Genomic DNA, 12,931 nt, shown 5'->3' on the forward strand with positions numbered 1-12,931 from the left:
GAAGAGAGGGCGGAACCCAAAAGCACTAGCCCAGGATTTCCTTTTCCTTCGCGGTCGCAGCGGCATCGATTTCGGCGATCGTCGCGTCGGTCAGCTTCTGCACCTCGGTCTCGTGGCGCTTGCGCTCGTCCTCGCTGATTTCCTTCTTGTTCTCGTCAGCCTTCAGATTGTCCATGCCGTCGCGGCGGACGTTGCGCACCGCGACGCGCGCCTTTTCGGCATATTGGCCGGCGAGCTTCGACAGCTCCTTGCGGCGCTCCTGCGTCATTTCGGGGATCGGCAGGCGCAGCATCTGGCCGTCGACGATCGGGTTGAGACCAAGCCCGGCCGAGCGGATCGCCTTGTCGACCGGGCCGACGTTCGCCTTGTCCCACACCTGCACCGACAGCATCCGCGGTTCGGGGGCGCTGACCGAGGCGACCTGGTTCAGCGGCATGTGGCTGCCATAGACTTCGACGGTCACGGGATCGAGCAGCGCGGTGTGCGCACGGCCGGTGCGCAGGCCCGCGAGGTCGCTTTTCAGCGATTCGACCGCGCCGTGCATCCGGCGTTCGAGATCGGCCTTGTCATATTTCGCCATCGTCTTTCCTCTCTTATGCGTTTCCGGCGGCGTCGCTGACGACGGTCGAAACACCCTCGCCCGCCAGTACGCGCGCCAGATTTCCGGGTTCGCGAATGTTGAACACCACGATCGGGATATGGTTGTCGCGGCACAGCGCCACCGCGCTGGCGTCCATCACTTTCAGATTGTCGGCGAGCACGCGGTCATAGCCGAGCGTGTCATAGCGGACCGCCTTGGGGTCCTTCTTGGGGTCGGCGTTGTAGACGCCGTCGACACTCGTGCCCTTCAAGAGCGCGTCGCACTTCATTTCGGCAGCGCGGAGCGCGGCGCCGCTGTCGGTGGTGAAATAAGGCGCGCCGACGCCCGCGGCGAAGATCACCACACGGCCTTTTTCGAGGTGGCGTTCGGCGCGACGGCGGATCACCGGCTCGCAGACCTTGTCCATCTCGATCGCCGACTGGACGCGCGTCTGGACGCCAAGCTGTTCGAGCGCGTTCTGCATCGCCAGCGCGTTCATCACGGTGGCCAGCATGCCCATATAGTCGGCCTGCGCGCGGTCCATGCCCTTGGCGGCGCCTGCCATGCCGCGGAAGATGTTACCGCCGCCGATGACGAGGCAAATTTCAAGACCGCGGTCCTTCGCTTCCTTGACCTCGGCGGCCATGCTGGCGACCGTTTCGGGGTCGATGCCAAAGGGGGTCGAGCCCATCAGCGCCTCGCCCGACAGTTTCAGCAAGATGCGTTTCATGCCGGGTAGAGCCATGTCGGGAGGAACCTCTTTGGGGATTAGATACGCGAATGGCGCGCACCCTAGTGAAGGCGCGCGCCATTGCCAAGCGGACTGCGGCGCGATCCTCCCTGTGACGAAGTCATGGGGAGGGGGACCGTCCGCGAAGCGGATGGTGGAGGGGCAGCGACGTTGCGCCAATGCCCCTCCGTCAGCGCTGCGCCAAAGGCGCAGTTTATCCTGAGCGCCTGCAAGGCAGTCGAAGGGCGCTGCCACCTCCCCACCGCTCCGCGGCAGGGAGGAAACTATACTTAAACGCCGGCGACCGCTGCGACTTCCGCCGCGAAATCGCTTTCTTCCTTCTCGATGCCTTCGCCGAGCTGGAAGCGGGTGAAACCCTTGAGCGTGATCGTCGCACCAACGTCCTTGCCGGCAGCGGCGACGACTTCGGCGACCGGGGTCTTGCCGTCCATCACGAAGAGCTGCGACAGCAGCGCGTTTTCCTTGCGGAATTTCGCGATCGTACCGTCGACCATCTTCGACACGATGTCGGCGGGCTTGCCCGACTGCGCAGCCTTTTCCTCGGCGATCGCGCGTTCGCGCGCGACGAGGTCGGCGTCGAGGTCGTCGCCGTTCAGCGCCAGCGGGTTCGCGGCGGCGACGTGCATCGCGAGCTGCTTGCCGAGCGGTTCGAGGACGTCGGCACCGGCGGTCGATTCGAGCGCGACGAGCACGCCGATCTTGCCCATGCCCGGCGCCGCAGCGTTGTGGACATAGGCGGTGACGACGCCCGAATTCACCGACATGACCGCCGAACGGCGCAGCGACTGGTTTTCACCGATCGTCGCGATATTCTGGGTCAGCGCCTCGCCGACGGTACCACCGGTCGGATAGGCGGCCGCGGCGAGCGCGTCGATGTCGGTGATGCTGCCCGCGAGCGCGACATTGGTGACGTCGCGGACGAAGCCCTGGAACTGCTCGTTCTTGGCGACGAAGTCGGTTTCGCTGTTGACTTCGACCATCGCACCGCGGGTGCCGTCGGTGGCAACGCCGACCAGACCTTCGGCGGCAACGCGGCCGGCCTTTTTGGCGGCGGCGGCGAGACCCTTGGTGCGCAGCCAGTCGATCGACGCTTCGATGTCGCCGTTATTTTCGGCGAGCGCCTTTTTGCAGTCCATCATGCCGGCGCCGGTGCGGTCGCGCAGTTCCTTGACGAGAGCGGCCGTGATTTCAGCCATGGGTTGTTCCTTTCCAAAAGGGGCGGGCACTTTGCGGCCCGCGGTCCGCCGCGCGCATGGCGGCGGGATAAGTCAAAGTGATGACCGGGACGGCGCGAACGGAGCGCCGCGCCGTCCCGTCATGCGAGTGCGCTTATGCGTCGCTCTGACGTTCGGTTTCGGCAGCCGCTTCGGCGGGAACCTGTTCGTCCTCGGTCACGGGCGCCGCTTCGGCAGCCGGCGCTTCGTCGGCAACCGGAGCAGCGTCTTCAACCAGCGCCGGTTCAGCGACGGGCTCGACCGCCGCGCCCAGATCCTCGCCGCGGTCGGCGCGGGCCTGCTGGCCGCCACGCGTTGCCGCCTGGGCGACCGCATCGCAGTAGAGACGGATGGCGCGCGCCGCGTCATCGTTCGCCGGAACCGGGAAGGCGATGCCGTCGGGCGAGACGTTCGAATCGAGGATCGCAACGACGGGGATGCCAAGAACATTGGCTTCCTTGATCGCCAGCTCTTCCTTGTTCGCGTCGATCACGAACATCACGTCGGGAATGCCGCCCATGTCGCGGATGCCGCCGAGCGACATTTCAAGCTTGTCGCGTTCGCGGGTGCGGTTGAGCACTTCCTTCTTGGTGAGGCCCGAGGTGTCGCCCGACAGCTGTTCCTCAAGCGTCTTCAAACGCTTGATCGAGTTCGAGATCGTCTTCCAGTTGGTGAGCATGCCGCCCAGCCAGCGGTGGTTGACGAAATGCTGGCCCGAGGCGCGGGCGGCGTCGGCGATCGGTCCCTGCGCCTGGCGCTTGGTGCCGACGAACAGCACCTTGCCGCCGGCGGCCGACGTCGAGGCGATGAAGTCGAGCGCGCGCGCAAAAAGCGGCACGGTCTGCGACAGGTCGAGAATGTGGATGCCGTTGCGCGCGCCGAAGATATACGGCTTCATGCGCGGGTTCCAGCGGTGGGTCTGGTGGCCGAAGTGGGCGCCAGCCTCGATAAGATTCTGCATCGTGACGACAGGTGCCGCCATGGTCTTTCTCCTTCCGGTTGGTCCTCTGGAAAGCAAGAACCAGGGTCCGCAAGCGGATGATCCCGGCACCGGTTTATGTGCGCCTTCCATGTGGAATGGGCGGCCCGTTAGCGGCGTTGGCCGGCAAATGCAAGCGTCGTGCGCCTAATTCAACCGGGCTATAATGCGATATGCCGGATCAACCCGGCGATAAAATTCATCGCTTCGTCGCAAAACAGTTGAGAACAAAACGGGAACATGCAACCAAGAGCCAAGCGAAACCGTCCTTTGGCGAGGATCAAGGTTTCGTTAACGAAAACCGGAAGGACAGATCATGGTTCAGGTCGCAGCCGCACTCCTTTTCGCTCTTGCCGCCGGGTTGGGCATTACCGTGATTTTGGTAATGCTCAAATCGAACGAGACGGCCATCCTGTCCGCGTTGCTGGGCGAAGGTGCTTTTGCGGACGATGGCGCGCCGCAGCCCGGACCTGCCACGACCATCAAACTCCGCCCGTCGCCACCGCGTCGCCATATCGCGCGTGCGATCGTCGCCCGTGCCCAGCGTAGTCAGCCACAACTCAGCCGCGCCGCCTGACCTTTGCGTAGCTGGCAAGGCCGAACGGCAGCGTCGCGGCATAGACGGCACAGACCGCCAGCAGCGTCAGCCAGGGCACGGTGACCAGCGCCGCGCCAAGCAACCCGACCCCCGCCAGCGCGAACAGGCGCCACGAACGGCGCAGCCGGATCGACGCCCAGCTGTGGGTGGGGATTGCCGAGATCATCAACATCGCGATGGCGAGCGCCCAGGGCATCACGACATACCATTCGCGAAACAGATCGTTGCCGGTGACGAACCACAGATAGACCGGGACAAATGCCATTCCCGCCCCGGCGGGCGCCGGAATGCCGGTGTTGAAGCCTGCCGATTTATGCGGCTGGAAATCGGCGTCCATGCGCGAATTGAAGCGCGCGAGGCGGAGCGCGCAGCAGACCGCCAGCGCCAGCGCGGCGGTCCAGCCGAATTTGGGAGCATTGGTCAGCGACCAGAGGAAGAGGATCATCGCCGGGGCGACGCCAAAGGCGATCACATCGGAGAGCGAATCAAGTTCGGCGCCGAATTTGCTCTGCGCGCGCAGCAGCCTGGCGATGCGCCCGTCCATGCCGTCGAGCACCCCGGCAAAGATCACCGCTGCGATGGCAAGCTCGAACTGTCCGCCGATCGCGAAGCGCACTCCGGTGAGCCCGAAGCACAGCGCGAGCACGGTGATCGCATTGGGGGCGAAAGCACGCAGGCCGATACCGCCGATCCGGCGTCCGGCGGCGTCGGCAGGAAGCGGATGCTCGTCCGCCACCCTATTGCCCGATGCCGTCGATAACCGCAGCCTGCCCGATGCGCGCAATCACCGTTTCGCCGGCCAGCGTGCGCTGACCGAGCAAGACCTGCGGCGATGTCCCGGCGGGCAGATAGACGTCGACGCGGCTGCCGAAACGGATGAGGCCGACGCGCTGGCCGGTCGTGAGCGCAGCGCCCATCGATACGAAAGGCATGATCCGCCGCGCAACAAGCCCCGCGATCTGGGTAAAGCCGATACGGACGCCGTCAGCGCGCTCGACGACGAAATGCTGCCGTTCATTCTCCTCGCTCGCCTTGTCGAGATCGGCGTTGAGAAATTTTCCGGGGATATACACCAGCTTGCGCAGCGTTCCTGCTACCGGCGTGCGGTTGATATGCACGTCAAAAACGCTCATGAAAATCGACACGCGCAGCATCGGCGCATCGCCCAACCCGTCGGCGCCGGCGATCTCGGGCGGCGGCGGCACTTCGGCAATCTGGGTAATCAAGCCGTCGGCGGGCGCAATGACGACATCGCTGCCGGTCGGGGTAACACGCACCGGATCGCGGAAGAAGGCGCCGACCCACAAAGTGACGCCGAACATCAGCCAGCCGACGATCCCCCAGCCAAGGAGCCAGAAACACAGGGTGACGATGCCGGCGATGAGCAGGAATTTGCGGCCCTCGGGATGGATCGAGGGCCATTGCCATTTGATACCGCCGCCGGGGCGGTTGGAAGAGATGATGTTGGACATGGCCGTTCTTCTAGGGTGCGCGCCTGATACTGACAATGGATAAGGCACGCCCCGGGTTCCGGATCGCGTCCACCACGACCATTGAACAATCGCGCGGCTTTGCCTAAGGCCGCCTCAACTTCGACTCCCCAAGGACAAAGGCAGCAGCATGGGCAAGATCAAGGTAGCCAACCCGGTCGTCGAACTCGACGGCGACGAAATGACCCGGATCATCTGGCAATGGATCCGCGAACGGTTGATCCTGCCTTATCTCGACATCGATCTGCATTATTACGACCTCGGCATCGAGGAACGCGACCGCACCGACGATAAGATCACCGTCGAGGCCGCGAACGCGATCAAGAAATATGGCGTCGGCGTCAAATGCGCGACGATCACCCCCGACGAAGCGCGCGTCGAGGAGTTTGGCCTGAAGAAAATGTGGAAGTCGCCGAACGGCACGATCCGCAACATCCTGGGCGGCGTGGTGTTCCGCGAACCGATCGTGATGCGCAACGTGCCGCGGCTCGTCCCCGGTTGGACCGACCCGATCGTCGTCGGCCGCCATGCGTTCGGCGACCAGTATAAGGCGACCGATTTCCGCATCCCCGGCCCCGGCAAGCTGCGCCTGGTGTTCGAAGGCGAGGACGGTACCGTCATCGACGAGGAAGTGTTCCAGTTCCCCTCGTCGGGCGTCGCGATGGGCATGTACAACCTCGACGATTCGATCCGCGACTTTGCACGCGCCAGCCTGAACTATGGCCTCGCCCGCGAATGGCCGGTGTATCTGTCGACCAAGAACACGATCCTGAAAGCCTATGACGGACGCTTCAAGGATCTGTTCGAGGAAGTTTTCAACGCCGAATTCAAGGCGAAGTTCGACGCACTGGGCATCGTTTACGAACATCGCCTGATCGACGACATGGTCGCGTCGGCGCTGAAATGGTCGGGCAAATTCGTGTGGGCGTGCAAGAATTACGACGGCGACGTCCAGTCGGACACCGTGGCGCAGGGTTTCGGCTCGCTCGGCCTGATGACCAGCGTGCTGATGACCCCCGACGGCCAGACCGTCGAATCCGAAGCGGCGCACGGCACCGTCACCCGCCACTACCGCATGCACCAGCAGGGCAAGGCGACCTCGACCAACCCGATCGCGTCGATCTTTGCGTGGACCGGCGGGCTGAAGCATCGCGGCAAGCTGGACGGCAACGACGCGCTGATCAAGTTCGCCGACGATCTGGAAAAGGTGTGCGTCGCGACGGTCGAAAGCGGCAAGATGACCAAGGACCTGGCGCTGCTGATCGGTCCCGATCAGAACTGGCTGACCACCGAGGGCTTCTTCGAGGCGATCGTGGAGAATCTTGACGCCAAGATGGGTAGCTGAAAACAACCAAAAAGGTTGGGATAGCTCTCTAGCCAATCGGGGCCGGCCTGCATAAGGTCGGCCCCTATGGTATCGGAAACGGAAACATCGGCGATCGGCAACGCGCTGGTCGTGCTGGGCGCGGCGGGCATCGTGATTCCCGCCTTTGCGCGCTTTCGCCTGCCCCCGATCATCGGCTTCATCCTGGTCGGCCTGCTCGTCGGCCCGTCGGGACTGGGATCGCTGACCGGCGATTATCCGTGGCTGGAGCATGTCACGATCGGGTCGACCGACGACATCGCTTTGTTCGCCGAATTCGGCATCATCCTGCTCTTGTTTTCGATCGGGCTGGAACTGTCTTTCCGGCGATTGTGGCAATTGCGCAAGCTGGTGTTCGGGGTCGGCGCGGCGGAACTGACGCTGGGCGGCGGCATTTTGGGCGGCGGGCTGTGGTTGCTCGGCGATTTGTCCACTCCCGCCGCGTTCGGGCTGGGGATCGCGCTGGCGCTGTCGTCGACCGCACTGGTGCTGTCGATGGTCGGCACCAAATCGGCGGTGGGGCGCGCGTCGCTGTCGATGCTGTTGTTCGAAGATCTGGCGATCGTCCCGATCATCTTTGTCCTCGGCGCCTTTGCGCCCAATCCGGCGGGCGACAGTACCGAATTGCTGCTGACCACATTGTGGCAGGGCGCGCTCGTGGTCGCAGTGCTCGCGGTGGCGGGCTGGTTCCTGCTGCCCCGGATATTCGCCCAGGCGGCGCGCGCCAAGAATCCCGAGCTGTTTCTGGCCGCCAGCCTGCTGGTCGTCATCGTCGCTGCGCTGGCCACCGCGGCGGTCGGCCTGTCGCCGATCGTCGGGGCTTTGCTCGCCGGCCTGATGATCGCGGAAACCGAATATCATGGCGAGGTCGAGGCGATTACCGCGCCGTTCAAGGGGCTGGCGCTGGGGGTGTTCCTGATCAGCGTCGGCATGGGACTGGATCTGAAAAGCATCGCGCAGCAATGGCCGTTGCTGATCGCCGCGGTGGTCGGGGTTGTCACCGTCAAGACCATCGTCACCGCGATGCTGTTGCGCTTTGCCGGCGCGCGGCGCGGCACCGCCGCAGAAGTCGGCCTGTTGATGGCCAGCCCGTCGGAAACCACGCTGATCGTGCTCACCGCCGCCCTGACCGCCGGGCTGATTGACGCGGCGACCGCCAGTTTCTGGCAATTGGTCACCGCGATCGGGCTGACCATCACGCCGCTGCTGGCGCGCGTCGGCCACGACGTCGCGCGGCGGATCGAGATGCGCAGCGGCGAGATGCCCGATGACGAAACGGTGGCCGCACGCACCGTCGTCGTCGGTTTCGGGCGCGTCGGACGGACGGTGGCCGAATTGCTGCGCGAACATGGCCGCCCCTATATCGCGGTCGATGCCGACATCGATTCGGTGGCGGCGGCGCGGCGTGACGGCTTTAAGGTGCGCTTTGCCGATGTCGCGCGTCAAGGCAGCCTGGACAAGCTGGGGATCGAAAGCGCCGATGCGATTGTGCTGACAATGGACGACCCCGTGCAGCAATTGCGGATGACGAAACAGCTGCGCCAGAAATTCCCCGCCCTGCCGATCATCAGCCGCGCCCGCGACGCCGACCATGCTGCGGCGCTGTATCAGGCGGGTGCCACCGACGCCGTGCCCGAAACGCTCGAAAGCTCGCTGCAACTGGCCGAGGCGGTGCTGATCGACCTGGGCGTCGCAATGGGGCCGGTCATCGCTTCGATCCACGACGTTCGTGCCAAAATGCGCCGCGACATCATGACCAAAGGCGAGCTGGATCGCGAGCCACGCATCCGCAAGGTGCGCGGTCCGGCCGCGGGCGGGGAAGCGGCTTAGCGCGTGACGACTTTTATCGGTATCGTCATTGCGAGGAGCGAAGCGACGCGGCAATCCAGAGCAGGCGTAAACCGCTCTGGATTGCTTCGCTTCGCTCGCAATGACGACGATGGGTTAATCTAAAGTCGTCATGCGTTAACGCCCGCCAGCCGTCGCTGCCGTCGGCGCAGCCGCCGCGCCCAGCGCCGATGCCTCGGCCAGCGTCATCCCCTTTGGCAGCACCGCCACCGACCATTGGCGGCCGGAGGTCAAATATTGCTGTGCCAGCCGCTGGACATCGCCCGCGGTGACCGCCGATATATCGTCCTGAATCGTCAGCGCCGCGGCTGTCACGCGCGGATCGCGTGTCGCACCCTCGAGCAGGAACATCCAATAGACATTGCCCGTCGACGCCCGCGCGACCTGTTCACGGATCGGGACAGCATTGCGCGCCAGCTCGTCGGCGCTGACCGGCTGCGCCACCAGGTCCGCCGCGATATCGCGGGCGATCCCATAAAAGCGGTCGATATCCTGTGGCGCGAGCAGGCTGCCGACGAGGAGATAGCCGCCGCTGTCGAAACCGGTCGGCCAATGACTGTCAACGACCGGGCCATAGCTCGCGCCCTGTTCGGCGCGCAGCCGGTCGAACAGGCGATCGTTGAAAATCGCGGCGAGCACCTCCAGACCGCGCTGGTCGCGGGGATTGGCCAGCCCGCCGCCGGTCGGCCAGGCGGTCATCGCCGCCGCCTGCCCCTGCGCACCGCGGTGATAGGCGACCATCGGCGTCGGCGTCGGATCCGCGAAACCGACGCGCTGGCCACCGGGGGGCGCCAGCGGCGGCCGCGGCGCGAGCGCGCCAACGGTTTCGGCCAGGATGCGGCGGTAATCGACCGATTCGAGATCGCCGAAAATCTGAACCTCGATCGGCCCGCTGGCGAGGCGCGGTTCCCAGAAGGCGCGGAAGGCGGCAGGGGTCAAAGCCTCGATCTGCGCCCGGTCGGGTGCCGCCCAACGCGCGTCATCCCCCGTCACCCAGCCGCGCAAATTACGGTCGAGCACCGCGTTCGGTGTCGCGTCGTTAAGGTCATAGCCGGTCAAAAAGCCGACGCGCAGTCGCTCGACCGGCGCGCTGTCCCAGCGCGGCATCGCCAGCTTGCCGGTGATCAGCCGCATCTGGTCGGCAAGGTCGGCCGGTTTGCTTTCTGCCGCCAGTTCAAAGGCGTCGTCGTCAATCGAGAAATTGAGCTGGATCTGGCGGCCATTGGTCAACTGGTCGATCGCATTCTGTCCCCACGGCCCGATGCCGCTCGCAACCAGCGCATAGGCGCCCGTCCACAGCAGATTGGGGGCATCGGCGGCCACGCTGCGGTTGCCCGAGCCGAAGCGCACATTGACGCGAACCTTGCCGGGTTCGATCTTGTTGTTCGACACCAACGCCGTGACGCCGTTGGCGAACTCGATCCGTTCGGCGCGCAGACCGGGCAGCGGGCTGGTCGACACGATCGACCCCGGTGCGCCGAACGCCGGCAATTGTTTGAAATCGGCCTGCACCGCGGCAAGCCGGTCGTCGCGGGCCGTGACCGGCGCCTTGAGCGCCGCCAGCACCGCGGCATTGCCCCCCGCCGGCGTCGGCGTGGTCAGCGCCACGCGGGTCACGGGGGCCGAGAAAATGGCCCTGCTGATGTCCAGCATCGCTTTCGGGGTCGCCGCGGTGCGGATCGCGCGGAACATATCGACCTGCCCCTGCGGGCTGGTCACCACCTCGTGAATATCGACCGCGCGAACCAGGTCGTCGGCAAGCCGCGCGCCCGGCTCGTTACGGGCATTTTCCAGTTCCTTGCGCAGGAACGCCTCGATCTCGTTCGCTTCGCGGTCGATGTCGGCTTGCGATGGCGGGTTGGTCACGGCATCGGCGATCACCCCGCGCACATCGGCGAGCGCGGCTTGCCAGTCGCTCAAGGGAATAATCGACGCCATCGTCACGTCGGCGCTGCGGCTGACATATTGTTGTTCGACGGTTGCAACCAGATAGCTGCCGCCACTGCGCGCGCGGTTTTCAAGGCGCCGGTTGACCAGCGCCTGGGCAATATATTCGAGATAGAGGCGGCGGGTGTTGGCCACCGTGTCGATGCGTTTTTGCCACGGACGCACCATCGCCAGGGTCAGCGCCAGCGGCTGGTTGGGTTCGACGATTTCGAGCGCCGCGGGCGCTTTCGGATCCGGCTTGCCGAAGTCGGGGGCGATCGGCGGCGGACCGTCCGCGCGCCAGTCGCCATAATATTTGGCGACCAGCCCCGCGAGTTCGGCAGGTTCCGCGTCGCCGACGATCACGACGACCGCCCGTTCGGGTCGATACCAGCGTTTGTGGAACGCCGCGACCGAGCTTGCACTGGCCTTGCCCAGCGAGGCGATCGTCCCGATCGGCGAACGGTCGCCAAGCAGCTGGCCGGCAAACAGATGCGCGTTGGTCGCGTCGGCGATCCGCTTTTGCGGTCCGTCCGATTCGCGCAATTCGGACATCACGACCCCGCGTTCGGCCGCCACCGCAAGTTCGGATATCCGCGGCTCGCGAATCATCCCCGAAAGCAGCTTCATGCTTTCGTCGAGGTTCGCCGGCGTGATGCTGGGCAAGTCGAGCTGGTACACCGTCTGCGTCGGTGTCGTCTGCGCGTTCGAATCGCTGCCAAAGGTCACACCGAACCGCTGCCAGATCCGCTTCGCTTCGCCGTCGGGGATATGTTCGGATCCGCGAAAGGTCAGGTGTTCGAGCAAATGCGCAAAACCGCGCTCGTCCTCTTTCTCGAACATCGAACCGACATCCATGCGTACCCGGATCGACACCTGCCCGGGGGGTACGCCATTGTTGCGGACCGCATAGCGCACCCCGTTCGGGAGCACCCCGAACTGCCACGCCGTGTCGCGCGGAATGTCGCTGCCGGCATAGAGCCAGTCGCTGGACGGCGCCTTGCGCGCGGTAGTACCGGCCGGGCTCGCATCCCTGGCGTGGGCGGCAATCGGCGCCAGCGACAACAAGGCAGCGGCGCTGGCAGCAACAAGGGACCGGGAGAAACGGAGCGTCGGACGCAGGGAGAATTGGACCATCATGCGACCTTATCGCCTGCGGACCTTGCTGGCCACTGAACTATCGTCGCGCTTGTCGCGAAACTTCCGGCGTCGTAGCGATCGGACATGACCGACACTATCGTTCCGACCGCCGCGCTGGTGCAGATGACCAGCGGCATCGACCCCGACGCCAATCTGGCCACCATCGACCGCGCCTTGGCGGACGCTGCCGCTGCCGGCGCTGTCATGGCGTTCCTCCCCGAAATGTCGCTGCTGCTCGACCGCGACCGCAGCCGGTCGGCAGCGCATATCGCGCGCGAGGAGGACAGCCCGTGGCCCCGCGCGTTGCAGCAAATGGCTCAACACCACGGTTTGTGGATTCACTCGGGCTCGATGCCGCTGCTGGCCGACGACGGCACCCGGCGCGTCAACCGCAGCCACGTCATCGCCGCCGACGGCAGCATCCGGGCGCGGTACGACAAGATTCACATGTTCGACGTCACTCTGCCGTCGGGCGAGAACTGGACCGAGTCGGCAGCCTATGCCGGCGGTGACGCGGTGTCGGTGGTCGATACGCCGGTCGGGCGACTGGGTCTCAGCATCTGTTACGATGTACGTTTTCCCGAACTTTACCGCAGACTGGTCGACGATGGCGCCACGGTGCTTGCCATTCCGGCCGCCTTCACCGTTTCGACCGGCGAGGCGCACTGGCACGTGTTGATGCGCGCGCGGGCGATTGAAACCGGCTGCTTTCTCCTGGCCGCAGCACAAAGCGGCGATCATGCCGACGGCCGCGCGACATATGGCCACAGCATCGCAGTCGATCCCTGGGGCGCGGTGCTCGCCGATGGCGGGCAGAGCGACGGCGATTCACGATATCGGGTTCTGCTGGCGCCGGTCGATGGCGCCGCGGTCGATCGCGCGAGGCAGGCGATCGCGCTGGACCGGTCGCGGCGGAACCGCCGTATTTCGCTTTAGCGAGATGTCGCTTTAGACGTTTGTCCCGTTCAAACGTCACCGTAGCCCCGAGCCTGTCGAGGGGCGCCTCCCGGAGTCGGGCTCGCCCCGCGTTGCATTTTTGTTA

General features: G+C 65.1%; 11 protein-coding genes. 4 read left to right on the forward strand and 7 right to left on the reverse strand.

What is annotated here, in order from left to right:
* Positions 1 to 25 precede the first annotated feature (25 nt).
* From frr to rpsB, 4 genes are all read right to left on the reverse strand, one after another.
* A complete protein-coding gene (gene frr, locus IR187_RS04825) occupies positions 26 to 580 on the reverse strand; it encodes a ribosome recycling factor (protein ID WP_194953571.1) in 555 nt (184 codons plus the stop codon).
* 13 nt (positions 581 to 593) lie between these two features.
* Positions 594 to 1,325 carry a UMP kinase gene (gene pyrH, locus IR187_RS04830; protein ID WP_058802469.1) on the reverse strand — a complete coding sequence of 244 codons (732 nt, stop codon included), beginning with the start codon at positions 1,323 to 1,325 and terminating at the stop codon, positions 594 to 596.
* A gap of 275 nt (positions 1,326 to 1,600) precedes the next feature.
* Positions 1,601 to 2,527: a translation elongation factor Ts gene (gene tsf, locus IR187_RS04835; RefSeq protein WP_194953572.1), complete on the reverse strand. Its 927-nt coding sequence runs from the start codon at positions 2,525 to 2,527 to the stop codon at positions 1,601 to 1,603.
* Between the two features lie 133 nt (positions 2,528 to 2,660).
* Positions 2,661 to 3,527, reverse strand: a complete 867-nt coding sequence (gene rpsB / locus IR187_RS04840; RefSeq protein ID WP_194953573.1) for a 30S ribosomal protein S2 — start codon at positions 3,525 to 3,527, stop codon at positions 2,661 to 2,663.
* 313 nt (positions 3,528 to 3,840) lie between these two features.
* Here rpsB and IR187_RS04845 point away from each other — a divergent pair, with 313 nt between their 5' ends.
* Positions 3,841 to 4,101 carry a hypothetical protein gene (locus IR187_RS04845; RefSeq protein WP_194953574.1) on the forward strand — a complete coding sequence of 87 codons (261 nt, stop codon included), beginning with the start codon at positions 3,841 to 3,843 and terminating at the stop codon, positions 4,099 to 4,101.
* On the opposite strand, the gene IR187_RS04850 is transcribed toward IR187_RS04845, so the two are convergent.
* Both IR187_RS04850 and IR187_RS04855 read right to left on the reverse strand, forming a co-directional pair.
* Positions 4,085 to 4,858, reverse strand: coding sequence for a CDP-alcohol phosphatidyltransferase family protein (locus IR187_RS04850; protein ID WP_324187643.1), 774 nt, complete (start codon positions 4,856 to 4,858; stop codon positions 4,085 to 4,087). The two genes, IR187_RS04845 and IR187_RS04850, sit on opposite strands and share 17 nt — an antisense overlap.
* 1 nt (position 4,859) lies before the next feature.
* Positions 4,860 to 5,594, reverse strand: a complete 735-nt coding sequence (locus IR187_RS04855) for a phosphatidylserine decarboxylase (RefSeq protein ID WP_194953575.1) — start codon at positions 5,592 to 5,594, stop codon at positions 4,860 to 4,862.
* A gap of 148 nt (positions 5,595 to 5,742) precedes the next feature.
* Here IR187_RS04855 and IR187_RS04860 point away from each other — a divergent pair, with 148 nt between their 5' ends.
* Entirely contained in the window at positions 5,743 to 6,957 is a 1,215-nt protein-coding gene (locus IR187_RS04860) for an NADP-dependent isocitrate dehydrogenase (protein WP_194953576.1), read from the forward strand.
* Between the two features lie 66 nt (positions 6,958 to 7,023).
* The gene (locus IR187_RS04865) at positions 7,024 to 8,805 is read left to right on the forward strand and encodes a cation:proton antiporter domain-containing protein (protein WP_194953577.1); all 1,782 of its coding nucleotides are present in this window, start codon (positions 7,024 to 7,026) and stop codon (positions 8,803 to 8,805) included.
* Between the two features lie 135 nt (positions 8,806 to 8,940).
* Here the strand turns inward: IR187_RS04865 and IR187_RS04870 are convergent, their stop codons facing one another.
* Positions 8,941 to 11,886: a M16 family metallopeptidase gene (locus IR187_RS04870; protein WP_194953578.1), complete on the reverse strand. Its 2,946-nt coding sequence runs from the start codon at positions 11,884 to 11,886 to the stop codon at positions 8,941 to 8,943.
* 87 nt (positions 11,887 to 11,973) lie between these two features.
* Between IR187_RS04870 and IR187_RS04875 the strand changes: the two genes are divergently transcribed.
* A complete protein-coding gene (locus IR187_RS04875) occupies positions 11,974 to 12,825 on the forward strand; it encodes a carbon-nitrogen hydrolase family protein (protein WP_194953579.1) in 852 nt (283 codons plus the stop codon).
* Positions 12,826 to 12,931: the final 106 nt, after the last annotated feature.

This window comes from Sphingopyxis solisilvae, from assembly GCF_015475875.1.
Lineage (GTDB): Bacteria > Pseudomonadota > Alphaproteobacteria > Sphingomonadales > Sphingomonadaceae > Sphingopyxis > Sphingopyxis solisilvae.

What these genes read in the sequence shown, in the direction of transcription:
- IR187_RS04870 (WP_194953578.1), bottom strand. Translation starts at nt 11,886, where the DNA reads ATGGTCCAATTCTCCCTGCGTCCGACGCTCCGTTTCTCCCGGTCCCTT.
- frr (WP_194953571.1), bottom strand. Translation starts at nt 580, where the DNA reads ATGGCGAAATATGACAAGGCCGATCTCGAACGCCGGATGCACGGCGCG.
- IR187_RS04865 (WP_194953577.1), top strand. Translation starts at nt 7,024, where the DNA reads ATGGTATCGGAAACGGAAACATCGGCGATCGGCAACGCGCTGGTCGTG.
- IR187_RS04855 (WP_194953575.1), bottom strand. Translation starts at nt 5,594, where the DNA reads ATGTCCAACATCATCTCTTCCAACCGCCCCGGCGGCGGTATCAAATGG.
- pyrH (WP_058802469.1), bottom strand. Translation starts at nt 1,325, where the DNA reads ATGGCTCTACCCGGCATGAAACGCATCTTGCTGAAACTGTCGGGCGAG.
- IR187_RS04860 (WP_194953576.1), top strand. Translation starts at nt 5,743, where the DNA reads ATGGGCAAGATCAAGGTAGCCAACCCGGTCGTCGAACTCGACGGCGAC.
- rpsB (WP_194953573.1), bottom strand. Translation starts at nt 3,527, where the DNA reads ATGGCGGCACCTGTCGTCACGATGCAGAATCTTATCGAGGCTGGCGCC.
- IR187_RS04845 (WP_194953574.1), top strand. Translation starts at nt 3,841, where the DNA reads ATGGTTCAGGTCGCAGCCGCACTCCTTTTCGCTCTTGCCGCCGGGTTG.
- IR187_RS04875 (WP_194953579.1), top strand. Translation starts at nt 11,974, where the DNA reads ATGACCGACACTATCGTTCCGACCGCCGCGCTGGTGCAGATGACCAGC.
- tsf (WP_194953572.1), bottom strand. Translation starts at nt 2,527, where the DNA reads ATGGCTGAAATCACGGCCGCTCTCGTCAAGGAACTGCGCGACCGCACC.